The organism is Desulfobulbus sp. (assembly GCF_030824455.1).
Classification (GTDB): Bacteria; Desulfobacterota; Desulfobulbia; order Desulfobulbales; family Desulfobulbaceae; genus Desulfobulbus.
In genome coordinates, this window is sequence record NZ_JAVBXR010000100.1 from 32,650 (window position 1) to 58,947 (window position 26,298).

The following is a 26,298-nucleotide window of genomic DNA, read 5'->3' on the forward strand; positions in this document are numbered from 1 at the left end:
GTAATGCCGCGCCCAGAAAACCACCCCATCGACCCGCCCGCCGTCACGGTCTGTCCGGACTGCAATCTTCTCCTCCAGCCGCCAACGCTGCAACCGCGTCAGGTGGCGGTCTGCCCGCGCTGTTCCCAGCAGCTGCGCCGCTACAAGCACAACCCGGTGCAGAAGGGGTTGGCCCTGAGCCTGACCGGCCTGCTGCTCTACCTGCCGGCCAACCTGCTGCCGCTGATGACCTTCTCGGTGCTCGGCATTGACACCCACAGCTCCATTGTCCAGGCCTGCCTGCACATGTTCGGGACGGGCCAGCAGTTCGTCGGCCTGATCGTGGCCCTGACCACCCTGGTCTTTCCGCTGGCGCTGCTGTCCGGCCTGCTGCTGATTACCCTGGGGCTGACGCGCAAACGCAAAGGGGCCTGGATGCCGCCCCTGTTCCGCAGCTATCGCCATTTGAGCGAATGGGCGATGACCGACGTTTTCCTGGTGGGGGTGCTGGTCACCATCATCAAGATGTCGCACATGGCGGCCGTCACCCTGGGGCCTGGATTTTTCTGCCTGATCGGGCTGGTGGTCACCACCGTCGCCGCCCAGACCGCCATTGATCCGCACCTGTTCTGGTCGCTGATGGAAGAGTCTCCGGCGCCTTCGCCGTTGTCCCCGCCGCCCGCGCCTGAGGCGGAAATCCAGCCCGAAGACTATCTGCTCTGCCACGACTGCCACAAGCTGCTGCCCGCCGATTATGTGCGCGCCTCGGGCCGCGACCGCTGCCCACGCTGCGGCCACGCCCTGCACTCGCGCAAGCAAAACAGCGTCAACCGCACCTGGGCGCTGCTGGTCACCGCAGTTCTCCTCACCGTGCCGGCCAACCTGCTGCCGATCATGGAGGTCGATTATTTCGGCGTGCCCGACCGCTCGACCATCATGGACGGCATCATTTACTTTTTCAAAGACGGTTCCTACGGCATCGGCCTAGTGATCTTCATCGCCTCGGTGCTGGTGCCGCTGTTCAAGATCGTCGGCCTGGCGATCATCCTGCTGTCGATCCATTTCCGCTGGCAAAGCTGGCTGCGGCACAAGGCGATCATGTTCCGCTACATCGAATTCATCGGCCGCTGGTCGATGCTCGACATCTTTGTCATCACCCTGCTCTGCTCGCTGGCGCAGTTCGGTTTTCTCTCAACCATCAGCGCCGCGCCGGCGTCCCTCTATTTCACCGGCGTTGTCCTCTCCACCATGTTCGCAGCGTTGAGCTTTGACCCCCGACTGCTCTGGGACGCAGTCGCCGCCGCCGACACCCCACGTTAAACCATGGAAAAAGCACTCATTCGTCAACGCCGCAGTTTCTCGCCCATCTGGATTCTACCCCTCGTCGCCCTGTGCATCGGCGGCTGGCTGTTCTACACCAGCATGCGCGACGCCGGCGTCGAAATCACCGTCCATTTTGAAGACGCCACCGGCATCACGCCGGGCAAAACCAAGGTCATCGTGCGCGGCATTCCGGTCGGCACGGTCAAAAAACTCAACATTGCCGAGGGGATGAAGGGCGTCTACCTGGTGATCACCATGGAGAATCAGGCCCGCTCCGCCCTGGTGGAAGACACCACCTTCTGGATCGTCAAACCCGAGGTCTCGGCCGGGCGAATCAGTGGCCTGGACACCCTGTTCGGCGGCTCCTACATCGGCATGCGCCAGGGCAAATCTAGCGTCTATGCCGACCATTTCACCGGGCTGCCCGGGCAGCCCTCGATTGACAACACCACCCCCGGCCTCCACATCACCCTGGAAAGCGACACCCTCTATTCGCTCCAGCGCGGCTCCAACATCTACGCCAAAAACCTGCAGATTGGCTATCTCGAAGACTACGCCCTCCAGGACAACGGCAAAATCCAGCTCAAGGCATTTATCGAGGCCCGGTTCACCCACCTGATCCACACCGGCACCCGCTTCTGGAACGCCAGCGGCCTCAGCCTGACCGGCGACGTCCAGAGCGGCCTGACCGTCAGCGTCGAATCCCTGGCCTCACTGATTTACGGTGGCATCACCTGCGACACTCCGTCCTCGCTGGCAACCAGCGAACAGGCCACCAACGACAGCGCCTTCAAGCTGTACAAGGATTTTGAAGACGCCGAATACGGGGTCGAGATGGCCCTACAACTGGCCACGGGCGAGGGCATCGTCGCCGGCAAGACCAAGGTGATGTATCGGGGCTTGAAAACCGGGGTGGTCAAGAGCATCGACATCAACAACGACCAATTCCACACCGTCACCGCCAAACTGCTGCTTGACCCGCGGGCCGAGGTCATCCTCAAGGAAAACACCCGGTTCTGGATCGTCCGGCCCCAGGTGGAGATCACCGGCGTCAAAAACCTGGAAACCGTGCTCACTGGCCCGTACATCACCTTTGAAGTCGGCGAGGGCAAACGGCGGGACGCCTTTGTGGAAGAGACCAACCCCATGCCCGCCTCGGCCTCGCGCCCCGGCGCAGCCTTCACCCTGGTCGCCCCGGACAGCGGCGGGTTGACGGTGGGCGCGCCGGTGCTCTACAAGCAGATTGCGGTGGGCGAGATCACTGGGCTTACGCTGGCCCCAAAGGGCGACAACGTGCTGGTCCGGGTGCTGATCTACGATCCCCACACCGAACTGATTACCAAAAAAACTGTTTTCTGGAACGCGGGCGGAGTCAAGATCGACGCCAGCCTCAGCCGGCTTCAGGTCAACATGGGCTCGGTCCAGTCCCTGTTGGCCGGCGGCGTGGCCTTTGCCAATCCGCCGCTCAAGAACCGGCCGCCGGCGGCCGAGGCCGGAAGCCGCTTCAACCTCCACGCCTCGTATGGCGAGGCGGTCAAGGCCACGCCCGAGCTGGAGCTCAAAGGGCTGCGACTGCGACTGCTCACCGCCAAGGCGCCGCCGCTCAGCGTTGGCGCGCCGGTGCTGTACAACAACATCCGGGTGGGCGAGATTCTCGGTTTCGATCTCGACCAGAACCGGCGGGACACGGTGATCCAGCTCCTGATCAAGGACAGCTACCGCGATCTCGCGACCGGGGCCTCGCGCTTCTATACCTACTCCGGGGTCAAGGTCAACGCCTCGCTCCAGGGCGTCAACCTGGAGACCGCGCCCTTTGACGCCCTGATCAACGGCGGCGTCGCCTTTTTCACCGAGGCCGGCGGCGAACCGGCCCGTGCGGACCAGTCCTTTCCGCTCTTTGCCTCCCGGCAGGAGGCGCTCAACGCCGACGCCCTGCGCCTGAGTCTCCACTTCCGCAGCGGCGAAGGCCTTGCCAAGACCACCGAAATCCGCTACCAGGGCATCAGCATCGGCCAGGTCAGCGGCCTCAGCCTGGATCCGGTCAGCGGCGACATCCGCGCCGAGGCCCAGGTCAACCAGGAGATGGCCCAACTGTTCCGCAAGGGCACTACCCTGCGCTTGGTGCGGCCCGAGGTCAGCCTCGCCGGCGTCCGCCATCTGGAGGCCATGATCACCGGGGCCTTCATCGACGTGCGAGCCGGTTCGGGCCGGGCCCAGACCGAGTTCACCGTCCTGCCCCTGGCCGACGACCTCGCACTGCCCGCCACCGGGCTCAACATCGTGCTTGAAACCGGCGCGCTCGGTTCGCTCAAGCAGGGCAGCCCGGTGTACTACCGCCAGGTCAAGGTCGGCCAGATCACCGGTTTTCGCCTCTCGCCCACGGCCCAGCAGGTGTGGATGGATGTCAACATCGAACCTCCCTACGTCAAGCTGATCTACTCCGGCACCCGGTTCTGGAACGCCAGCGGCGTCAAGGTCAGCGGCGGCGTGCTCAGCGGCATGACCGTGCGCGCCGAATCGATGGAATCCCTGCTCACCGGGGGCATCGGCCTGGCCACCCCGGAAGCGGCGGAGATGGGCGCGCCGGCCTATCCCGGCGAACATTTTCAGGTCAGCGAAACCGTTGACGAGGCCTGGCTCAAATGGCAGCCCAAGCTGTCGGCTCAGACGGAAAAACAGGATAAAACGCCGGAACCGGCGAAGAAAAAATCGTGAATCGACATGCGACTCGCCAACCTGCTGCTTGACCTCGACGGCACCCTGACCGACCCCAAGCTCGGCATCAGCCGCTGCATCCAGCACGCCCTGACCCAGTTGGGCGTTGACGCGCCCCATGCCGACGCGCTGGAGTGGTGCATCGGCCCGCCCCTGAGACAGTCCTTTGGCCGGTTGCTGGCCACCACCGACCCCGAGTTGATCGAACAGGCGGCGAGCCTCTACCGACAGCGCTTCGCCGAAATCGGCCTGTTCGAAAACAGGGTCTACGACGGCATTCCCGAGGCGTTGACCGCCTTGCAGGCGCAGGGCTTCCGCCTCTTCCTCGCCACCTCCAAACCCCGCATTTTTGCCGAACAGATCCTCGACCATTTTTCCCTGGCCGACGCCTTCGACGGCGTCCACGGCAGCGAGCTGAGCGGCCGGCTCACCGACAAGCCCTCGCTGGTGGCCCACATCCTCGCCAGCGAAGGCCTACGGCCCGAGCAGACCATGATCATCGGCGACCGCAAATACGACATCCTCGGCGGCAGAGCCAACGGCGTCAGGGCCGGCGCCGTCACCTACGGCTATGGCTCAATGGAAGAACTGCAGGCGGAAAACCCCGACAGGTTCTTTGACTCGCCGGAACAACTGGCCGGTTGGGGCGGCGGGTTATTGTGACCTGAAATTGCCTGATCTGAATACTGCCCAGCCATGTTCGGGGCTACACCTGTAACAACTCGGTCGTCAGCTGCGGAACCAGTCAAACAGTTTCATCCTCAGACCACGCCTCAATGCATGTGAGTGCGGCGATCATACGGTAGGCAAGACTCAGCGGCGCAAATTTCGAGAGAGTGGGAAGAATGGGTGGGGACAACCGTGAACAACAAAAAACCCGCTTTCCAGGGGCAGGAAAGCGGGTTAGTATGTAAAGCCGAAAGGTCTCGGACTTTGAAGTGGTGGCGATGCAGGGACTTGAACCCCGGACAACACGGATATGAGCCGTGTGCTCTAACCAACTGAGCTACATCGCCGTATCTGAAAAAGCCAGCAGGCTTGAACCGAGCCAATATTCAAGATTTTTCACTCTTTGTCAAGCACAAATCACACGAGGGCAACCTTTCCGCCCTTGTTGCCGGTACAAAAAAGGCCCTTTCCCGAAGCAACACACCGGGAAAGGGCCTGAGTCCAACAAAAATCAGCGCTGAACAGCGGGGCGGATTACATCATGCCGCCCATGCCGCCCATACCGCCCATGCCGCCAGGAGGCATGCCGCCCATGCCGCCGCCCTTGTCCTCATCGGGCAGCTCGGCGATCATGCACTCGGTGGTCAGCAACAGGCCGGAAACAGAGGCCGCGTTCTGCAGTGCAGAGCGGGTAACCTTGGCCGGGTCGATGACGCCGGCTTCGATCAGATCCTCGTATTTCTCGGAGGCTGCGTTGAAGCCCATGGGGCCTTCCAGGTTCTTGACGTGCTCAACGATGACCGAACCCTCGCGACCGGCGTTGGCTGCGATCTGGCGTACCGGCTCCTCAAGAGCGCGACGGATGATGTTGATGCCCAGAGCCTGCTCGCCTTCGAGCTGCAGAGTGTCCAGCACCTTGAGGCAACGCAGGTAGGCAACGCCGCCGCCGGGAACCACGCCCTCTTCAACCGCTGCGCGGGTGGCGTTGAGCGCATCCTCAACGCGGGCTTTCTTCTCTTTCATCTCCACTTCGGTGGCTGCGCCGACATTGATCACGGCAACGCCGCCGATCAGTTTGGCCAGACGCTCCTGCAGTTTCTCACGATCATAGTCAGAGGTGGTGTCCTCGACCTGAGCGCGAATCTGCTTGACGCGGGCGGCCAATTTCTCTTTGTCGCCGGCGCCGTCGATGACGGTGGTGTTGTCCTTGTCAACAATGATGCGCTTAGCGGTGCCCAGATCATTGATGGTGACGTTCTCCAGCTTGATGCCGAGGTCTTCGGTGATGACCTGTCCACCGGTCAGGGTGGCGATGTCCTCGAGCATGGCCTTGCGGCGATCGCCAAAGCCAGGAGCCTTGACTGCAGCCACGTTGAGGGTGCCGCGCAGCTTGTTGACAACCAGGGTTGCCAGAGCCTCGCCGTCGACGTCCTCAGCGATGATGAACAGCGGTTTGCCCATCTTGGCAACGGACTCGAGGATCGGCAGCAGGTCTTTCATGCTGGAGATCTTCTTCTCGTTGATCAGGATCAGCGGCTCGTCCATGCTGACTTCCATCCGCTCGGGATCAGTCACGAAATAGGGAGAAAGGTAGCCGCGATCAAACTGCATGCCCTCAACCACGTCCAGCGAGGTCTCCATGGATTTTGCTTCTTCCACGGTGATGACGCCTTCTTTGCCGACCTTGTCCATGGCCTCGGCAATGATGTTGCCGATGGTCTCGTCGTTGTTGGCAGAAATGGTGCCGACCTGAGCGATTTCCTTCTGCTCTTTGGTGGGGCTGGCGATTTTGCCAAGCTCGGCGACCACGGCGGCCACGGAAGCGTCAATGCCGCGCTTGATCTCCATCGGATTGGAACCGGCGGCAACCAGCTTGGCGCCTTCGGTGTAGATGGCCTGGGCCAGCACGGTGGCGGTGGTGGTGCCGTCGCCGGCCACGTCGGAGGTCTTGGAAGCAACTTCCTTGACCATCTGAGCGCCCATGTTCTCGAATTTGTCCTTCAGTTCGATCTCTTTGGCAACAGTCACACCGTCTTTGGTGATGACCGGGGCGCCAAAGGATTTCTCGATCAGCACGTTGCGGCCCTTGGGTCCAAGGGTCACTTTTACAGCATTTGCAAGGGTGTTCACGCCGGCCAGCATTTTCTCGCGGGCCTTGTCGCCGTATTTCAACTCTTTTGAAGCCATATTTCTATCTCCTGATAAACGAATGGATTGATATCTTTTCTTTACGCCTGAATCACACCAAGGATATCATCCTCGCGCATAATGAGAAAATCCTCGCCGTCCAGCTTCACTTCAGTGCCGCCGTATTTAGAGAAAAGCACGCGGTCGCCGACTGCAACATCCATGGCGACGCGCTCGGCGTTGTCGTTCAACTTGCCCGGACCAACGGCCACGATCTCACCCTCAGCCGGTTTCTCCTTGGCTGAATCGGGAATGATGATGCCGCCGGCAGTTTTTTCCTCTCCTTCCAGTCTCTTGACCAAAATGCGGTCATTCAGTGGACGAATTTTCATGAACCTTCCTCCTGTTTGTTTTTTTATAGGTGATAAACTAAAAACGTTTGGGCCGATGGGGGTAGTTTGCTTGTCCGACGGTCGGCTCAAACCGCATTTATTGGACGAAAACGAAGCTTCTGTCTTCAAACTGCGCAAAACAATAGGTTCGTAATTTGAAAAATCAAGGGCGGGTTGAGCGAAAAAATTAATCGCTCAACCCGTTGAAATGATGGGGCTTACTCGAGGAATGGGGATTTTTTCGTCTCTTCTTCAACCTACCCGGACGCGCCACTTGTGGGCGTCGTCCAGGTAGCCAAACTGGATGGCCTGCAGCTCTTCAAACAACCGCTTAGCCAAGGCCCCGGTTGCGCCGCCGTTGATTTTGACGTGCTGCTCGCGGTAGCACAATTCGCCGACCGGAGAGATGACCGCCGCCGTGCCGGTGCCGAAACTCTCTTTGAGCGATCCGTCTTTGCCGGCGGCCACGACCTCGTCGATGGTGATGCGGCGTTCGCTCACCTGATACCCCCAGTCGCGGGCCAGCTGCAGCACCGAATCCCTGGTGATGCCGGGCAGGATCGAACCTTCCAGCGGCGGGGTGATCAACTCGTTGTTGATCAGGAAAAAGATGTTGGAGGTGCCGACCTCCTCGACATAGCGACGCTCGACCGCATCCAGCCACAGCACCTGGGTGTAGCCCTTGTCGTGGGCCTCAACCTGGGCTTTGACGCTGGCCGCGTAGTTGCCGGCGGTCTTGGCGTTGCCGACCCCGCCCGGCACCGCCCGCACGTACTTGTCTTCAACGTAAATCCTGGTGGGGGCAAAACCCTCGGCGTAATAGGCCCCGACCGGGCAGCTGATGATGAAAAACAGATACTCCTCAGCCGGACGCAGTCCCAGCGCCGGTTCGACCGCGATCATGGTCGGCCGGATGTAGAGGGTCGATCCCGGCGCCCGCGGCACCCATTCCTGATCGAGATAGACCATTGCGCGGAGGGCCTGAAGCACCCGCTCCTGGGGAAACCGGGGCATGCACATCCGCACCGCCGACTGGTTCATGCGGGTGAAATTGTCGGCCGGCCGGAACAGAAAAATCTGATCGTCCTTGCCCCGATAGGCTTTCATGCCCTCAAAGATGGCCTGCCCGTAATGGAACACCATGGCCGCCGGGTCCATGGCAAAGGAATGATAGGGTTCGATGGCGGCGTCGTGCCAGCCGTTGTTCCGGTTCCAGCGCATGGTGAACATGTGGTCGGTAAAGAACTGGCCAAATCCCAGACTGTTTTGATCCGGCTTCGGTTTCACCTGATCGGCCGAGGCCTTGTGCAGCGTTACTTCAAGCTCTTTTTTGAACATCGTGTCACCTGTGCTCGCCGGTTTCATTCAACCGGTTTCCTTTTATCGTGAGAGGACGGACCCGCGACGGGGCTTGAAAGCGCCATAAAAAACCATTTTTTCGGCCACTTGCAGCGCCGACGCCTCCAACTCCATTCGCAACAGTTTCGGGAGAATAATATATCGCCCCCACAGACACAAGCAGTACTCAACCATTGCAGAGTAAATTTCGCCGCCAAGGCGTTGTCGCCGCGCGAATGCGAGCGGTTGGCAGACCGCCCCCTTGGCGTGATCATAGTCAAGGTGCGACAGCAATTCGCGGACTCTTGGCCGGCATACAGGGTTCTCAATGCAGAACCGGTGGAATCTCATTTTGACGGTAGGCAACCTTTTGTCTGTGGGTGCGATAATCAGGCAGCACGGCTTTTTGCCGGTCGGCATCGGCAAACACCTTCCAACCGCCGCCGAGCGCTTTATTAAGACTGATAAACGAAGTCAAGACCTCGGCGTTGGTTGCACTCAAGCTGTTTTGCGCGGTGTACAGGGAACGTTGCGCGTCAAGGACATCAAGAAAACTGGTCAACCCTTTGCGATACTGTTCTTCGGCAAGCATCAGGGTTTCCTTGTAAGCCTGAACGGATTTGGTGAGAGTCTGCCGCTTCGTCTGCGCGGAGGCATAGCTGACCAAGGCGTTTTCAACGTCCTCCAGCGCTTTGAGAAAGGTGGAGTGGTACGCGGCCAGGGCTTCTTCATAAACCGCTTCATTTTTTTCCACCCCCGCCTTGGTTTTGCCGCCGTCAAAAAGGAGTGCCGAAACCTGGGGAACCAGGGACCAGTAGCCGCTGGAGAGCGAGCTCAATCGTGAAATGGTGTCACTATTGAGTCCCAAACCCAGCGTCAGGTCAAATTTGGGGTACAGTTCTGCTGTGGCCACGCCGATATCGGCCGAGGCCGCCGCGAGCGTTCGTTCCGCCTCGCGCAAATCAGGCCTGCGGACCAGCAGTTCCGAGGGTAACCCGGTGGCGGTGACCCCGCCGCAATCAGGCAGCGAACGCGTGACGCCGAGTTGTTTCTTCAGAAAAGCTGGAGGCTGACCAATGAGAATGCTCAGGCGGTGGATGGATTGTTTGATCGTCGTTTCATATGCAGGAATGTCTGCGGCGGTGGTGGTCGTCTCCGCTTCGGCCTGGCTCACGTCGAGATAGCTTGTCAGGCCGTTTTGATAACGCACCCGGGTGACCTCGGCGGTTTCGGATTGAGATTTCAAGGTGCGTTCAGTAATGGCCAGTTGCTCCTGTGCGGCACGGAGTTGCACGTAGGCGTTGGCCACGTCGCCCAGCAAGGTCAACTGCGTGGCGTGCAGGTCCTCGATTTTGGCCCCGACGCGGGCCTCGGCGGCCTCAACGCTTCTGCGGACTGAACCGAACACATCCACCTCCCAGGTGGCGTCGAAGCCGGGAGTGTACAAGGTGGTTGTCTCTCCACTGGCGTCACTGACGTTTTTGCTGTCCTTGCTTCGGGTGACCGAACCCGTGCCGTTGACGTTCGGTTTACTGCCCGCTGCGGCGGCCTTGAATTCAGCCCGCGCCTGTCGTATCCTGGCCCGCGCCTGATCGACATCGAGATTGCCTGCCATGGCGGCATTCATGAGTTGGTCCAGCTCGGGATCATTCAATGCCTTCCACCAGGCGACCGCCTCAAGTCCCGGGGCCGGTTCGGCCTCTGGGGCCTCTTTGGCGTCTTCGGTCCATTGGGGAGGCGCGTTCAGATTCGGCGCGGTGTAATTCGGACCAACCGGGGCGCAGCCGCAGAGAAACAGGGCGAGACAAGCGGACGTCAACACTCCGATTTTCATGGTTTTTCTCCGTTGACCGCAGCCAACGCCTCGACTTTCCCCCTTCCATGGCTGATGCCCTCTTCCGGCGTTTCAATGAACACATCCATCTGCTGCCCGACATAGGCAGGGAGAGCGTTGCGGTCAAATCCGTAAATCACCTGGAGCACCCGGGTGTCGATTCGTTCGGTGCTGTCCCCAGTCAATGACTCTTTGGGGGTGATATAGGGTTCGGTGCGAACAAACTTGATCGCGCAATTCAGTTTGCTGTTGCCGCGCATGAACGCCATGGCCTGTGAACCTGGCTTGAACCGCCAGGCGTCGTTTTCGTCGATGTCTATCCGGATATGCAACAGGTTGTTGTCGCCGAGCAGCATCAACGGGTCGTCGAGCACTCCGGTTTGGGCGTATTCACCTGGCCGTATATTCACTTGCAGCACCATGCAATCGACAGGCGCCCGCACCAGAAGGCGATCCAGATCGGTTCGCGCCGCTTGCAGCGCGGCCTGAGCAGCAAGTATCTCCGCCTTGGCGCTCACCAATTTAGCCTTGTACAAGAGAACAGCGTTTTTCCGCTGTTCAAAGTCGTCCACGCTTAGGGCTCTGCGGTCGGTGACGTTTTGCACCAGCTTGAACCGGGTCTCGTAATCCTGCAGAGAGGCTTTTGCTTCTTCAAGCGCCCCCTCGGCCTGGACCAGACTCGCCTCCTTGACCAGCAGATTGGCCTCGAGTTCGCGGTCGTCGATCAAAAACAACTTGTCCCCCTGCCGCACAGTGTCGCCGACCTTGACGAACACGGTTTTGACGATGCCCGCGATCGATGTGCCGAGTTGAATGTTTTCCGTGCTCGCCTCAACAATGCCTGCTCCGCCGATGTACGATGCATACGGCGCTTGAGCGGGTTGAGCCACTGGTTCGGCGGGAGGATTTTTTTTCTGTGATCGCACGGCAACCACGATAGCGACGACCAGGCCGATGACGGCCAAGGCGGGGAGTATTTTGTTTTTCAGGGTCATGGCAGCTTTCCTTGCTATTTCAGAGATTGTTTTCGATGCGTTCAATGGCGCCGTCGTTCATATGGGCGATACGGTCGGCGAATGAGAAAATCCGGGCGTCGTGGGTGACGATCACCAAGGCTCGATCATTGTTGACGGCAAGTTTTTTCAACCCTTCCATCACCCGGATACCGGTGACCTGATCAAGCGCGCTGGTCGGTTCGTCGCAGACCACCAGTCGAGGCGAATGCACCAGAGCCCGGGCCACAGCCACCCGTTGCTGTTGGCCGCCAGAGAGCTGCGAAGGCAGCGCATGTTCCCGCCCTTCCAAGCCGACGCTGGCCAGCAAGAGCGCGGCTTTTTGTACCGCCTCGTCCATGGGTATGCCGTTGATCAGGAGCGGGATTGCTGCGTTTTCCGCAGCCGTGAGCGAGGGAATCAGGTTGAAGGCCTGGAAGACGAAACCGATGTGCTCACCCCGGTAGCGGACCCGTTCATGCTGGGGCAATAGGGACAGGTTCTGGCCAAAGAGCAGGCATTCACCCTCGTCCTGATCAAGGATGCCGGCAACCACGGAAATAAGCGTGGTCTTGCCGCAACCCGAAGGACCAACCAGCATGAGGAGTTCACCTGGACGCACTTCCAGATCGACCCCACGCAGCGCTTTTACCTGGGTTTCGCCGCTGCCGTAGGACTTGGTAATGCCGCGACAGAGCACCGCCGCATCTTTGGGGTCGTTGGGCGTCATGATAGGGCGCGTCGCGACCTCTTGTTGCTGTTCCATTTGTTTTTCCGCCTTTTCCGCTTATCCTTTAAAAACCACGGCTGCTTCCAGCTTCAGCACTTTGCGGATGCAGACCAGAGCCGACATCAACACGATCAGGAGAATGGCGCAACCGCTTGTCAGCAGGAGTTGCCAACTGAGGTTGACCGAAGGACCGTTGCTGTTGCCCATTATCATTGCGAATAACGCTATGGCGCCGGCGCCAATACCATAGCCGACAAATCCGACTAACAATGCTTGGAGCAAGATCATCCTTCGCAGGGTTTGGTCTGTTGTTCCCATGGCCTTGAACACCGCAAAGTAGCGGAGATTATCGAGAGTGAAGTTGTAGAACATCTGCCCGGTCACCGCCGCGCCAATAACAAAACCGACCAGGACAACAAAACCGAAATTGATAATGATGCTGGTGTTATAGATCATATAATTAAGCGATTTCTTTTTGAATTCCTCCGCAGTCCAGGCAGCGAGTCTGGTGTTTTGGGTGATGCGCCGCGCGATGGTTTCCCGTGGTTCGTTGTCCTTGGCCTTGACCAGGATGTAGGTGAGCATTTTTCGTTCGCTGTTGGCGTAGACCTTGGCGCGGGTGTAGGTGGTGTAAATGATGGGTTGCGACTGGAAGGTCTTCTGTGCCCGGGCGATGCCCACCACCAGCGCCCGTTTTTCATTGAGTTCGAGAACGTCGCCGACCTTGAGCGGCGTGGCGTGCTCGCCTGGAGCGGCGGCCGGTTTGGCCAACCTTCCGTTGGCCCCGGCCTCGTCGACAATGACCGAATCGGGAATGCGCAAATCAGAAAGTTTGCCCTTGATCATCACGGCCGGCCCGCCGATCAAGGTGGCGTCATCGAGGCCGAGCAGGTTGCTCATGACGGTTTCACCGTTGGAGAGTCGCACTTTCTGACTGCCCTTGTAGAGCGGCACCGCCCATTCCACGCCACGAACACCGCGCACCCGATACAGTTGGGTGTCGAGCAGCGGTTTGGAGTCGTCGATCTGCTGGACCTTGGCATCCATGACCCAAATGTTCGGCAAAGAGACATCGGTGATGAAGCTGTAGGTCATGGTAAAAATCGAAACCAACATGCCCGGCTGCTGGATCATCAGGATTGAGGCCAGGGTGATGCCGGTGATGATGCCGAGGTATTTGCCTCGGTCGCCGAACAGCATTTTCAAAGCGATGCGATTCATAATCGGAATATATTCTAAAGGTTTACTGAAGAATTAAGGAAGGACAGCGTCCCACCACAAGGCTCATTCACGGAAACGCCGCTGCCGTGCTGGGCTTTCATGCCGGCTGCAGCGTACGCAATCAGGCGTTCCACCACAGTCTGGGCGTCTGCCGATTCTGACGGGCAGAAGGGCAGGTGGTGCAAATGGCTGAGCACATGCAGGGTGTGGTGCATGATGCCAAGGGTAAAGTGAACCCCCCAGAAAATCTCATTGGGGGAATGGTCCGGTAAAGCGCGGGAGAAGGCAGCGTGGAATCGGTTCATAAGCGCATCGAAATGATGTTCGAATTGTTCAAGATGGGTGGGCGGTTCGTTCAAGCAACGACTCATCAGGCGCATGAATGCGTCGTTGGCGCCGTGTTCCGCCAAGTCATGCATGACTACCGGCCGGATAAAAGCCTCCAGCACCAATTCAATGGCCGGGGATCCCTCGCCGACCTGCTCCTCAACCCTGTCGAGCAACGCGATCCTGGCCGCGTTCATTGGCCCAAGGTGGCGGGCAAAAACGGCCTCAATGAGCCCGTTTTTGGACCCAAAATGATAGCTCACGGACGCGAGGTTGACACCAGCGGCCGTGGTGATGTCCCGCAAGGACGAACCATCAAATCCTTTGTCGGCAAATATGCATTCCGCGGCATTGAGAATGCGGTCTTTCGTTGTCTGCTTGTCATTCACGCGAGGGATGCCCCTATCGTTGTGGTCGGGAGAATGCAAAAAGGTGAACCTAAGCAACTTGATTAAACGTTCGTTTGAATTTTATCGACGAATTCTTTGTTGAAGAAGTGTAACAACCAGGTTGCATGATGGGGTAAGAGTCCTTTCGCGACAGCAACTTACGGACACCTTGAACCGGTTGTCCCTGGCGCTTTGGCCGCGTTGCCAGAGACGTGACATTGGAGCGGGATGGCCCTCATGCCAGAAGATGTTGAAAAAATATTTTGAGACCATTCCTTACCTTGCCGCCGCGCGAATGCGAGCGGTTGGCGGGCCGCCCCTGGCGCGATCATCTTGATGCAATCTTGAGGCGTTCGCCCCGCATCTTGACACTTTCTTGATTTCCGCAGCGCTATCTTGCCACTAACAGCAGCAGGCGCCGCGAAAGCAGCGCAACCCATCAACCATCACGTTGTTTCACGAGACATTTCCATGCGACAAGCAAACCCGCTCCAGCCCGCCGCCGGCAAAGACCTCCCGCTGCTGGCCATGGGCGCTTTGGGGATTATTTACGGCGACATTGGCACCAGCCCCCTGTACACCATCAAAGAGTGTTTTTCCGGGGTGCACGGCGTCGCGCCGACCGTCGACAACATCCTCGGCGTCCTGTCGCTGATCTTCTGGTCGCTGATGCTGGTTGTTGGTCTGAAATACGTGGTGTTTATCATGCGGGCCGACAACAAGGGTGAGGGCGGCATCTTCTCGCTGCTGTCCATGCTGCAGGGCCGAACGCGGGGCGGCAGAGAGTGGGCTACCCTCACCTTCCTCGCCGCCCTGGGCGCGGCCCTGCTCTATGGCGACGGCGTGATCACCCCGGCCATTTCCGTGCTCTCGGCCATCGAAGGGTTGAACATGGCCACGGACGCCGCCGCCGGGTATGTCGTGCCGCTCACCTGCCTGGTGCTGTGTTGCCTGTTTTTCCTCCAACGACGCGGAACCGCAAGCATCGGCGCCATGTTCGGCCCGATCATGGTGGTCTGGTTTCTGGTGCTCGGCGGCCTTGGCCTGCGCGCCATTGTTCATAACCCGGCCATCCTGGCCGCATTGAACCCCGGGCAGGCGCTCCATTTCTTTGCCGTCAATCACCTCCACGGCTTTGTGGTGCTGGGCGGGGTGGTGCTCTGCATCACCGGCGGCGAAGCGCTCTACGCCGACATGGGCCATTTCGGCCGCCTGCCGATCCGTCTGAGCTGGTACGGCGCGGTGCTGCCCGGCCTGGTGCTCAACTACTACGGCCAGGGCGCGCTGTTGCTGCACAATCCCGAACTGATCAACGTCAATCCGTTTTACGCCCTGGCGCCTAAATCTCTGCTCTATCCCCTGGTGGCCCTGGCGACCATGGCCACCATCATCGCCTCGCAGGCCATGATCTCTGGCGTTTACTCGCTGACCCAGCAGGCCATTCAGCTGGGATTCACGCCGCGCATGCACATCATCCACACCTCTGAACGGGCCAGGGGGCAGATCTACATGCCAACGGTCAACTGGATGCTGATGCTCGCCTGCCTGTCGCTGGTGCTGGCCTTCAGGGAATCCACCCGGCTGGCGGCCGCCTACGGCATTGCCGTCACCGCGACCATGGCCATCACCTCCTTTCTCTATTTTCAGGTGACCCGCTACCGGTGGCGCTGGCCGCTGTGGCAGGGCGCCTTGCTGCTGGCCCTTTTTCTTTTGCTCGATTGTTCCTTCCTGGGGGCCAACCTGCTCAAGATTGTCGACGGCGGCTGGATCACCCTGGTGATCGCCGGTTGCATATTGGCGGCGATGATCACCTGGCGCGATGGCCGGGCCCTGCTGGCCAAACACTACAGCCTGATGAAGATCCCGGCCGATATTTTCCTCAAGGATCTGACTGGCTACAAACCGCAGCGGATAGCGGGCACAGCGGTGTTCATGTCGATTTCCGCCGAAGGCGTCCCGCATACCTTGCTGCACCATTTCAAACACAACGAGGCCCTGCACGAACGGGTGCTGCTGCTTTCCATCCTTCCGGCGGAAATGCCGACTGTTGCGGCGGAAGACCGGGTGCGGGTCGAGGACCTTGGCTTGGGTTTCTATCGAATCCTGGCCGCCTACGGCTTCATGGAAAGCCCGAACGTGCCGGAAATATTACAGTTGGCGGCCGACCAAGGACTGGCGGTCGACATCTACTCCACCTCGTTTTACCTCGGGCGCGAGACCCTCTCCGCCACCGGAACGGCCCCCATGGCCCAATGGCGCAAGCATTTGTTCATCTTCATGTCGCGCAACGCCTGGAACGCCACCTCGTTTTTTAAACTGCCGCCGGATCGGGTGGTCGAACTGGGTAATCAGGTGGAGTTGTAAACGCCCGACATCGGCCGTCGTCGCCTGTCATCGCCTGTCATCACCATATCGCCCGTCGCCTGCCTTCAACCGCGGCGCCTCCGCACGGGGAGGCGCCGCTGATTTCCTGCTTGCCGGCACACTAGGTCCGGTCAAGCCGGCCAATCCGGTCAACGAACTCCCGCTCAACCCATCCCATCCCAGCTCTTGACAATTCATTGATGCATTTCGCTGAGTCCTTGATCTTATCTTGACGCCAAACACAGTATACTCATCAACAAGAGGCAGGAAACCGATGAAAACGTCCGCCATCCAAGACGAGCATACATCAAGATGAACACTCTCACTGGAGCATCCCTATGAACGCCTACGATTGGCAGCAAATGCTGCTCCTTTTTGCAGCCCTGCTGCTCTTGGTCAAGCCCTTGGGCGCCTACATGGCCAAGGTCTATCAAGGAGAAACAACCTTTGCCGCCCCACTGCTGCGGCCCTGCGAGAACCTGCTGTATATGCTGGGGAGAATCAACAAGGCTGACGACATGGATTGGAAGCAATACGCCGGGGCCCTGCTGCTGTTTAACCTGGTCTGTTGCGCAGCGCTCATGGCCATGTTGCTCACCCAACACCTGTTGCCGCTCAATCCGCAGCAATTGCCGGCCTTCCCCTGGCAGCTGGCGCTGAACACCGCCGTCAGCTTTGTGACCAACACCAATTGGCAGAATTACGGCGGAGAATCAACCGCCAGTTATTTCACCCAGACGGCGGGAATGACGGTGCACAATTTTGTCTCCGCCGCCACCGGCATGACGGTGGCCATCGCCCTGATCAGAGGTTTTGTCCGCCGGAAAACAGCGCTGCTGGGCAATTTCTGGGTTGATCTGGTCAGGACCGTTCTCTACATCCTTCTCCCGATTTCCTGTGTTGCCGCCTTGTTCCTTGCCTCCCAGGGCGTCATCCAGAATTTTGCCGCCTACAAAACGGCGGCGCCGCTCCAGGCCGGCGGGTTGGCGATGCAGATTCCCATGGGGCCGGTCGCCTCCCAGGAGGCAATCAAGGAATTGGGCACAAACGGCGGCGGCTTTTTTAACGCCAACTCTGCGCATCCCTTTGAAAACCCGACCCCGCTCACCAATTTTGCGGAGATTTTTTTAATCCTGCTCATCCCCGCCAGCCTGACCTACACCTTCGGGGTGATGGCGGGAAACACCCGGCAGGGATGGGGGCTGTTTATCGCCATGCTGCTCCTGCTCACTGCGGCCTTTGCGGTCTTGCAATGGGCGGAGAGCAGCGGCAATCCGGCAATCAGCGGGCTGGGCGTCCAAAGCGGCAACATGGAAGGCAAGGAGGTCCGTTTCGGGCTGGTCGGCAGCAACCTCTTTGCGGTGGTCACCACCGCCACCTCCTGCGGCGCGGTCAACGCCATGCACGATTCCCTCACTCCCCTTGGCGGGCTGGCGACGCTGAGTTTGATCCTGACGGGCGAGGTGGTGTTCGGCGGCGTGGGTTCCGGTCTCTACACCATGCTCGCCTTTGCGGTCATCGCGGTGTTTGTGTCCGGCCTGATGATCGGCAGGACTCCCGAATATCTGGGCAAAAAGATTGAGGTGCGAGAAATATGGATGTCCATCCTGACCGTCCTCACCGCCGGCGTCGTGGTCCTGGTCTTTTCGGGGGCGGCGCTGCTCGTGCCGTCGGCGGTCACGTCGATGTCGAACCCCGGCGCCCACGGGTTGTCGGAGGTGTTGTACGCCTTTGCCTCCATGGCCAACAACAACGGCAGCGCCTTTGCCGGACTGAACGGCAACATCCCCTTCTACAACCTGCTCGGCGCCGCAGCCATGCTGATCGGTCGCTATGTCCCGGTGGTTGCGGTCCTGGCTATGGCGGGCTCTCTGGCTGAGAAAAAATACATCCCGCCCAGCCTGGGCACCCTGCCCACCGACCGTGCGCCCTTTGTCCTTTGGCTGATTCTGGTCATTGTCGTCGTCGGCGCCCTGACCTTCTTTCCGGCCCTGGCAATGGGGCCGATCGCCGAGCACCTGCTCATGACCGGAGGCAAGTGAATCATGGCAAAACATCCACAATCTTCACCATCGGCCTTTGACGGCCAACTGCTCCGAGGAGCCCTGGCGGATTCCTTCAAAAAACTTGACCCGCGCTCGCTCTGGCGCAACCCGGTCATGTTTGCGGTTGAAATCGCCAGCGCCGTCACCCTGTTCACCTTTCTCCAATCGTTGGTCGGCGCAGCCGCCGAACCCGTCTGGTTCACCGGTTCGGTGTCGCTGTGTCTCTGGGCGACAGTTCTTTTTGCCGCCTTTGCCGAGGCCCTGGCCGAGGGCCGGGGCAAGGCCCGCGCCGCCTCGCTGCGCAAGTCGCGGACCAACATCATGGCCAAACGGCTGGCCGCCCCGGCGTTCGGCGCCGAGTACACCCTGGTGGAGGCCAACCAACTCAGAAAAGGAGACCATATCCTGGTTGAAACCAACGACCTTGTCGCCGGCGACGGCGAGGTGGTGGCCGGCGCGGCGCTGGTGAACGAATCGGCGGTCACCGGCGAATCGGCGCCGGTCATCCGGGAATCGGGAGGCGATCGCAGCGCGGTCACCGGCGGCACCACGGTTATTGCCAATGCCGTTGTCGTCAGGATTACCACCGACCCTGGCGAAACCTTTCTGGATCGGATGATTGCCCTGATCGAAGGGGCAAAGCGGCGCAAAACCCCCAACGAGGTCGCCCTGGAGGTGCTGTTGATCGCCCTGACCCTGGTGTTTTTTCTGGTCTGCGTCAACATCAGCCCGCTCTCGGTCTTCAGCGTCAAGGCGATCAGCCACGGTCAACCGGTCTCCCTGACCATATTGGCGGCGCTTTTCGTCTGCCTGGCGCCGACAACCATCGCCGCACTGCTCCCGGCCATCGGCATTGCCGGCATGAACCGCCTGTTCCAAAAAAACGTGATCGCCCTGTCCGGCCGGGCTATCGAGGCCGCAGGCGACGTCAACGTCATGTTGCTCGACAAAACCGGCACCATCACCCTGGGCAACCGGGAAGCGGCGGCATTGATACCGGTTGGCGGCCATACCGAGCGGGATCTGGCGGCGGCGGCGCTGACGGCCTCCATCACCGACGAAACCCCGGAAGGACGCAGCATTGTGCTGCTGGCGGAGAAACACTACGGCTTGACGCCGCAACCGCTGCCGCCGGACGCCGTGAGCATCGGCTTCAACGCCGAGACCCGTCTTTCCGGCGTTGATCTCGCCGGACGCCGGTATCGCAAAGGCGCGGCCGACAGCGTGGTTGCCTTTGTCAAACAGCAGGGCGGAAAGATTCCCAAGAATCTCGATCAACTGGTCAACGGCATTGCCCACGCCGGCTCCACGCCGCTGGTGGTCTGCCGCGACGCCGAGATCCTGGGCGTCGTCAACCTGAAGGACATCGTCAAGCCGGGCATCCAGGAACGATTCGCCCAACTGCGAAGCATAGGCATCAAGACGGTGATGATCACCGGCGACAACCCGCTGACTGCGGCGGCCATCGCGGCAGAGGCGCAGGTCGACGATTTCCTCGCCCACGCCCGGCCGGAGGACAAACTCAACATGATCCGCGAGTATCAGGAACAGGGGTACATGGTGGCGATGACCGGAGACGGCACCAACGACGCGCCGGCCCTGGCCCAGGCCGACGTGGCGGTGGCCATGAACACCGGCACCCAGCCCGCTCGGGAGGCGGCCAACATCATCGATCTTGACAGCAATCCCACCAAGTTGCTGGACATTGTCGAAATCGGCAAACAGATCCTGATGACCCGCGGCAACCTGACCACCTTCAGCATCGCCAACGACGTGGCCAAATATTTCGCCATCATTCCGGCGTCGCTGGCGTCGATCTATCCGCAACTGGAAGCGCTCAACATCATGCACCTGGCCAGCCCGCACAGCGCGATCCTTTCGGCGGTGATTTTCAACGCCGTCATCATCCCGCTGTTGATCCCCCTGGCGCTCAAGGGCGCCAAGTATCGGCCGATGCCCGCCGAAAAACTCCTGATGTTCAACCTGCTGATTTACGGGGTGGGCGGGATGATTGTTCCCTTTATCGGGATCAAGGCCATTGACAGTGTTATAGGTTTGTTTATCTGACCCATACGGAGAAGGAATATGAACAATGTAAAATCAGCAGTGCTGCTGTTCCTCGGCCTGACCCTCCTGCTCGGAGGCGCCTATCCGGCGGCGATGACGGTTGCCGCCAACCTCCTTTTCCCGCAGAAAGCGCAGGGAAGCCTTGTCGTCGCGCCCGACGGCAAGGTTATTGGTTCGTTGCTGCTCGGCCAGTCGTTCACCGAGCCCCGTTTCTTCTGGCCGCGCCCTTCCGCAACCGCAGGGTTCGGTTATAATCCGCTGGCCTCGGGCGGCTCCAATTTCGGCCCCACCCATCCTGAATTGCTGCGGCAGACAGAGGAGCGGGTCAGGCAATGGCGGCTGACCGGGGCCACCGGAGAGATCCCGGCCGACCTGGTGTACGCCTCGGCCAGCGGCCTGGACCCTCATATTTCCCCGGCTGCCGCCCTGTTGCAGGTCGAGCGGGTGGCCAGGGCGCGAAATATGAACGCGGAAAAAGTCCACGCCCTCGTCCTCAGCCTGACGGAAGGCCGCCAGGCAGGCCTGTTCGGCGAGCCCAGAGTCAATGTCCTGGCGCTCAACCTGGCCCTGGAGCAGCTGGCGCCATGAGCCGGCAGGCGGGGAATCCACACTCAAAGGAGACTCCCGCTCGGACCAACCTGCCAATGACCGGCGCCTTGCACCGGAATTATCCGCCACCGGAATTACCCGCAGCGCGCATCCCGCTCTGCATCATCACCTGAAACAAGGGAGGAAGGTCATGCAGCATCCCAAGGATAAAGAACGAAACGCCGTTATCTGGGGCCTGGGAATAACCATCGCGCTCTTGGCGACATTTGCCTGTATTGCCAAATATTACAGCAATCCGACGTCCCTGGTGGACACCTATGGAAACGTCGCCGAGAAGAAGGCGATACTTTCCGAAATGCGCATTCGTCTCTATGAATCGGTTGAAATGGAAAAAAACGCCGTCATGGCGCTCACCGACGAACAATCCCGGCAGTTTGCCGACCAATCGCGCCAAGCCTCGGCCGGAGTGGAACAGCAGCTGCAGAAACTTCGCGCGCTGGTGGATGCGGTCCCCTTGCGCGACGAGAAAAATCTCCTGGTTGAATTTGACCGTTGCTGGACGGAATTTGGCAAACTCGACCAAGACATCCTGGCGGTTGCGGTGCAGAACACCAATTTGAAGGCGGCGGCGCTTTCCCGAGAACAAGGCGGATACGCCATGCAACGCTTTGAGCAGGCCCTGGGGGCGATACCGCCGCTGTTTGCAGGAACCCCGGAAGAAGGCCGCGCAACCTCGCCGGCGAACCGCGCCCTGATCGCCGGGCTGAAAATATACGCCCTGCACAGCCCCCACATAGCCGAGGCAAACGATGGCAAAATGGATCAGCTGGAGGCGCAGATGCAAGCAGAGGAGCGCTTGGCGGTGCAATCGCTGGCCGAACTGGCTGAACTGGCCGGATCGGCGGAAGGAACGCGGCGGGACGCAGTGTTGCAGGCCAAAACGGCGTTCGCTGATTTTATCCAGGTGACCGCCGAGGTGGTCGCGTTGTCTCGACAAAACAGCAACATCAGATCACTTGAGCTTTCCTTAGGCAGAAAACGCAACCTCACCGCTCAATGCGACGAAACCCTGGCGGCTTTCCAAAAGGTGGTGCAAAGCAGAACTTTCAAGGCAACCCGGTAAGTTGTAGTATCGTGGATGCGCGTCTTCTTGAAAAACTGCGCGCGCGGATGTTTTCGCTTTCAATATGACCAAGATGCGGGGTGTTGCTGTATGCCATTCAATCCGAGTTTTCACGCAACCATAACGGCAGGACGTCAACCAGCGCTGGAGCAGCCGTCGCCATGAGCCTGCCGCAGGAAGACATGCGCCCTACGCCGGAAGCGATGCTCAAAACCGCCCACGCCGAAGAACGGGCAACCCGGCAGGGAAAACTGAAAATATTTTTAGGCTACGCGGCCGGGGTCGGCAAAACCTACACCATGCTGGAGGCCGCCCGTCAGCTCAAAGCGGAAGGGTGCGAGGTGGTCGCCGCCTATGTCGAATCCCACGGCCGGGTGGAAACCGATGGACTGCTGGCGGGCATTGAGGCGCTGCCCAAGGCCCGGCACGAACACCAGGGGGTGACGCTTGCCGAACTGGACCTTGACGCCGTCCTGGCGAGAAAACCTGCGCTGGCCCTGGTCGATGAACTGGCCCACACCAACGCGCCCGGCTGCCGCCATGAAAAACGCTGGCAGGACATCGAGGAGATGCTCGCCGCCGGGATAGACGTCTACACCACGGTCAACGTCCAGCATTTTGAAAGTTTAAACGACGTTGTTCAGCAGATTACCGGCATTCCGGTGCGGGAAACCGTTCCCGACAGCCTCCTTGATCTAGCGGCGGAAATCATGCTGGTGGACATCCCGCCCGAGGCCTTGCTGCAACGGCTGCGTCAAGGCAAGGTGTACATCCCCGAGCAGGCGAACTGGGCCGCGCAAAAATTCTTCCGGCCCGGCAATCTGATTGCCCTGCGCGAGCTGGCCCTGCGACGGACCGCCGCCCGGGTGGACGACGAGATGCGGACCTATATGGAAACCCGCTCCATCGCCGGTCCCTGGCCCGCCACCGAGCGGTTGCTGGTCTGCGCCAGCGGCAGTCCCTTCAGCGAGCAATTGATCCGCACCACCCGGCGCCTGGCGGACGAGCTGAAGGCCCAATGGTTCACCGTCTACATCGAAACCCCCGGTCTGGCCAAGGAACAGCAGGAAAACCGGGGACGGGTCTGGCGCGACCTGCGTCTGGCCGAAAGCCTGGGCTCCGAGGTGGCGACCATCACCGCCTCGTCGGTCGCCGAAGCCTTGATCGAGTACGCCGTCCGTCACAACGTCACCCGGATTGTGGTCGGCAAGCCCGCCAAATCCCGTTGGCGCGAACTGCTGCGCCCTCCCATCGTCGATCAGATCATCCGCCTCAGCGGCTCGATCCATGTCCACGTCGTCAGCTTCAAACAGGGCCCGGCGCAACCCAAACCCCTGGGGTCGCGCCCGGCGCCGGTTGGCTCCTGGTTCGAGTATCTGATCAGCCTGACCCTGGTTGCGGCGGCGAGCGGTTTTTCCTTCCTGGTCCGCCCTTACCTCTCGCCGACCAACATGGTGATGGTCTATTTGCTGGCCGTGGTCCTGGCGGCGGTGCGGTTTGGCCGCAAGCCGGCCATGCTGACCGCCGGGCTGGGGGTGCTGGCCTTTGATTTTTTCTTTATCATGCCCCGGTGGAGCTTTACGGTGGCGGACACCGAGTATCTGTTCACCTTTTTGGGGCTATTCGTGGTCGGGGTGGTCATCAGCTCGCTGGTGGCCCAGGCCAAGGAACGGGCGGAGGCCCTGCGCGAGCGGGAACTGCAGACGGAAAGTCTGTACTACCTGAGCCGCGACCTGGCCGCCGCCATTGACATGGAATCGATTCTGGCGGCGGTGGTCAAGCAGGTCAGCGAAACCATGCAGGCCGAACTGGCGGTGCTGGTCATGGAGGAAGAGCAGATGCGGATTGCGGCGAGCAGCAAGGGGCTGGCGCTTGAAGAGAAGGAACTGGCGGTGGCCGACTGGGCCTTGCGCAATCGGCGGCCCGCAGGAAACGGCACCGAGACGCTTGGTTCGGCGGCGCTGCTCTATCTGCCGCTGCACACTCCAAGCGCCGTCTTCGGGGTTCTGGGGGTCAAACTGAGCCGCCCCGCCGATTACCGCTCGCCCCATAGCCGTCGCCTGCTCGATGCCTTTGTCGCCCAGATCTCGCTGGCCATGGAACGGGTGCGTCTAGCGGAGCAGGCGGAACAGGCGCAGGTGCTGCAGGCCCGGGAGAGCCTGGAGCGGGCCCTGTTGAACTCGATCTCCCACGACCTGCGCACGCCGCTGGTCACCATCATCGGGGCGCTGAGCAGCCTGCAGGACAAGGATCTCCCCTTGACCGAGGCCAACAAGCAGGCGCTGCTCGACGGCGCCTGGGAAGAGGCCGAACGGCTGAACCGGTTTGTCGGCAATCTGCTCGACATGACCCGGCTGGAGGCCGGAGAGCTCGGACTCAACCAGGAGCCCTGCGACGTGCAGGACCTGATCGGATGCGCCTTGAACGCGCTCGATCACCGCCTGGAGGGGCGGGATGTGAGCGTGCAACTGGCCGACGGCCTGCCCCTGGTCAGCATGGACATGGTGCTGATGACCCAGGTGGTGATCAATCTGCTGGATAATGCCTTGAAATATTCTTCGGCGGATGGTCCGATAGAGATTCGCGTCCAAACCGACGCCCAGGCCCTGACCCTGGAGATTATGGATCGCGGCCCTGGAATCCCCGAGCAGGACCTCAAACGGGTGTTCGAAAAATTCTACCGCCTGCCGGTTCCCGAAGGGGCAAGCGGAACAGGCCTGGGGCTTTCCATCTGCAAGGGCATTGTCGAGGCCCACCAGGGAACCATCCGAGCTGAAAATCGAAGCGGCGGCGGCCTGCGCATGACCTGCCGCCTGCCTTTGGCAATGGACGTGCAATGAGCAAGGAAACCAATCTCCCCCGGATACTGATTGTCGACGACGAGCCGGCGATTCAGCGCTTCCTGGCCACCGCCCTTGCCGGCGGCGAATTTGCCGTTTTTCAGGCGGAAAACGGCCACGCCGCGCTGGCGGCGGCGGTGACGGTCAAGCCGGACGTGGTGCTGCTTGATCTGGGGCTTCCGGACATGGATGGGGTGGAGGTTATCGGGCGGATACGCCAGTGGTCGCAGACGCCAATCATCGTGCTGTCGGTCCGGGATCGCGAGGCCGACAAGGTGCGCGCCCTGGACGCCGGCGCCGACGATTACCTCACCAAGCCCTTTGGCGTTGGCGAATTGCTCGCACGCATCCGGGTGATGCTGCGGCGATCCCTGCAGCAGGCCCCGGAACCGGTGATCCGGATCGACGAATTGGAGCTCGACCTTGCCCGCCGTCTGGTGACCCTGGCCGGCCACCCCCTGGCGCTCACCCCCACCGAATACGAACTGCTCCGCCTGCTGGCGACCAACGCCGGCAAGGTGCTCACCCATCGCCAGATCCTCAAGCAGATCTGGGGGGGTGGCTATGTGGAGCAGCCGCACGTGCTCCGGGTCAACATCAGCAATCTCCGCCACAAACTGGAAAAAGACGCCTCCCGGCCGCGCTACATCCTCACCGAATCCGGCGTGGGCTATCGCTTTCGCGGCGAGGGCTGAGGGTTGCCATAGTGGATTTTTGAAAAGATCCCTTGGGGTTGCGGTTAGAGGGTGAGCGCGGCGAACCTCGGATTCGATGAGAATAAAAACCTGAGACAGTAACTCTGCGAGTGGGAAACGGCACGCTGCAACATCTGCCGCTTTATGCGGAACGCACAAGCCCTGACCGCCGCTGTCGTGCGTGCCCGGAGTGGTTGGGCTTCAAGGAGAGACAGCTGTTGGTTTCAGGAGGAGCTTTCTCAAGCCTGCATCCCCTTGCCGAGCAAGCTCAACCTTCCTGCGGCCAGAGGCCAGAGATGCAGAACTCAACAGTTACAGCCAAGGTTTCTCCGGTAGGTTATGACTGATTGGAAAAGTCTTGACCGGTTGGAAAAAGACACTGCTTTTTAACTCACGATTATTCTATCGCTTTTTGTCTTTGTGTTTTGACTTTGTCTTTTTCATGAATCTAACCTGGGTTATAATTTTAAAATATTGAAATTAAACAAATATTTAACATGCTTGACGGTTGAATATCTGACGTAAAAATTGGCCTAATCATACTGTTAGGGATTAAGATGAAAAAGCAACAAATTGTAT

General features: G+C 60.1%; 18 protein-coding genes and 1 tRNA gene. 10 read left to right on the forward strand and 9 right to left on the reverse strand.

The window, feature by feature from the left end; genetic code table 11:
• The first annotated feature begins 3 nt into the window (after window positions 1–3).
• From RCH93_RS12095 to RCH93_RS12105, 3 genes are read left to right on the forward strand one after another with little or no spacing between them, the layout of a single operon-like run.
• Entirely contained in the window at window positions 4–1,299 is a 1,296-nt protein-coding gene (locus RCH93_RS12095) for a PqiA/YebS family transporter subunit (protein WP_306548666.1), read from the forward strand.
• Between the two features lie 3 nt (window positions 1,300–1,302).
• On the forward strand, window positions 1,303–4,017 hold the full coding sequence (locus tag RCH93_RS12100; protein WP_306548667.1) for an MlaD family protein: 2,715 nt from the start codon (window positions 1,303–1,305) through the stop codon (window positions 4,015–4,017).
• Between the two features lie 6 nt (window positions 4,018–4,023).
• The gene (locus tag RCH93_RS12105) at window positions 4,024–4,680 is read left to right on the forward strand and encodes an HAD hydrolase-like protein (protein WP_306548668.1); all 657 of its coding nucleotides are present in this window, start codon (window positions 4,024–4,026) and stop codon (window positions 4,678–4,680) included.
• A gap of 276 nt (window positions 4,681–4,956) precedes the next feature.
• Here the strand turns inward: RCH93_RS12105 and RCH93_RS12110 are convergent.
• The 9 genes from RCH93_RS12110 to RCH93_RS12150 form a co-directional block, all read right to left on the reverse strand.
• A tRNA-Met gene (locus RCH93_RS12110) sits at window positions 4,957–5,033 on the reverse strand.
• Between the two features lie 187 nt (window positions 5,034–5,220).
• Complete coding sequence (gene groL / locus RCH93_RS12115) at window positions 5,221–6,873, reverse strand: chaperonin GroEL (protein ID WP_306548669.1); 1,653 nt, start codon at window positions 6,871–6,873, stop codon at window positions 5,221–5,223.
• Window positions 6,874–6,914: 41 nt separating this feature from the next.
• Window positions 6,915–7,205 (reverse strand): co-chaperone GroES, encoded by a 291-nt coding sequence (gene groES, locus RCH93_RS12120; RefSeq protein WP_306548670.1) that lies wholly within the window; start codon window positions 7,203–7,205, stop codon window positions 6,915–6,917.
• Between the two features lie 252 nt (window positions 7,206–7,457).
• Complete coding sequence (locus RCH93_RS12125) at window positions 7,458–8,543, reverse strand: branched-chain amino acid aminotransferase (RefSeq protein ID WP_306548671.1); 1,086 nt, start codon at window positions 8,541–8,543, stop codon at window positions 7,458–7,460.
• A gap of 325 nt (window positions 8,544–8,868) precedes the next feature.
• On the reverse strand, window positions 8,869–10,377 hold the full coding sequence (locus RCH93_RS12130; RefSeq protein ID WP_306548672.1) for an efflux transporter outer membrane subunit: 1,509 nt from the start codon (window positions 10,375–10,377) through the stop codon (window positions 8,869–8,871).
• Window positions 10,374–11,372 carry an efflux RND transporter periplasmic adaptor subunit gene (locus tag RCH93_RS12135; RefSeq protein ID WP_306548673.1) on the reverse strand — a complete coding sequence of 333 codons (999 nt, stop codon included), beginning with the start codon at window positions 11,370–11,372 and terminating at the stop codon, window positions 10,374–10,376. Before RCH93_RS12135 ends, RCH93_RS12130 begins: the two co-directional genes overlap by 4 nt.
• Window positions 11,373–11,391: 19 nt before the next feature.
• On the reverse strand, window positions 11,392–12,099 hold the full coding sequence (locus tag RCH93_RS12140) for an ABC transporter ATP-binding protein (protein ID WP_373693294.1): 708 nt from the start codon (window positions 12,097–12,099) through the stop codon (window positions 11,392–11,394).
• A 57-nt stretch (window positions 12,100–12,156) separates the two neighbouring features.
• Window positions 12,157–13,320, reverse strand: coding sequence for an ABC transporter permease (locus tag RCH93_RS12145; protein WP_306548675.1), 1,164 nt, complete (start codon window positions 13,318–13,320; stop codon window positions 12,157–12,159).
• A 14-nt stretch (window positions 13,321–13,334) separates the two neighbouring features.
• Window positions 13,335–14,036: a TetR/AcrR family transcriptional regulator gene (locus tag RCH93_RS12150; RefSeq protein WP_306548676.1), complete on the reverse strand. Its 702-nt coding sequence runs from the start codon at window positions 14,034–14,036 to the stop codon at window positions 13,335–13,337.
• Between the two features lie 471 nt (window positions 14,037–14,507).
• On the opposite strand from RCH93_RS12150, the gene RCH93_RS12155 reads away from it, so the two are divergent.
• The 7 genes from RCH93_RS12155 to RCH93_RS12185 all read left to right on the forward strand — a co-directional run bounded on the left by RCH93_RS12155 (window position 14,508) and on the right by RCH93_RS12185 (window position 25,719).
• On the forward strand, window positions 14,508–16,400 hold the full coding sequence (locus tag RCH93_RS12155) for a potassium transporter Kup (protein ID WP_306548677.1): 1,893 nt from the start codon (window positions 14,508–14,510) through the stop codon (window positions 16,398–16,400).
• 338 nt (window positions 16,401–16,738) lie between these two features.
• Window positions 16,739–18,442 (forward strand): potassium-transporting ATPase subunit KdpA, encoded by a 1,704-nt coding sequence (gene kdpA, locus RCH93_RS12160; protein WP_306548678.1) that lies wholly within the window; start codon window positions 16,739–16,741, stop codon window positions 18,440–18,442.
• 3 nt (window positions 18,443–18,445) lie between these two features.
• Window positions 18,446–20,512 carry a potassium-transporting ATPase subunit KdpB gene (kdpB, locus tag RCH93_RS12165; protein ID WP_306548679.1) on the forward strand — a complete coding sequence of 689 codons (2,067 nt, stop codon included), beginning with the start codon at window positions 18,446–18,448 and terminating at the stop codon, window positions 20,510–20,512.
• A gap of 18 nt (window positions 20,513–20,530) precedes the next feature.
• Window positions 20,531–21,100 (forward strand): potassium-transporting ATPase subunit KdpC, encoded by a 570-nt coding sequence (gene kdpC / locus RCH93_RS12170; RefSeq protein WP_306548680.1) that lies wholly within the window; start codon window positions 20,531–20,533, stop codon window positions 21,098–21,100.
• 151 nt (window positions 21,101–21,251) lie between these two features.
• Window positions 21,252–22,184, forward strand: a complete 933-nt coding sequence (locus RCH93_RS12175; RefSeq protein ID WP_306548681.1) for a hypothetical protein — start codon at window positions 21,252–21,254, stop codon at window positions 22,182–22,184.
• Window positions 22,185–22,345: 161 nt separating this feature from the next.
• Window positions 22,346–25,024, forward strand: a complete 2,679-nt coding sequence (locus RCH93_RS12180) for a sensor histidine kinase KdpD (RefSeq protein WP_306548682.1) — start codon at window positions 22,346–22,348, stop codon at window positions 25,022–25,024.
• Complete coding sequence (locus RCH93_RS12185; protein WP_306548683.1) at window positions 25,021–25,719, forward strand: response regulator; 699 nt, start codon at window positions 25,021–25,023, stop codon at window positions 25,717–25,719. Before RCH93_RS12180 ends, RCH93_RS12185 begins: the two co-directional genes overlap by 4 nt.
• Window positions 25,720–26,298: the final 579 nt, after the last annotated feature.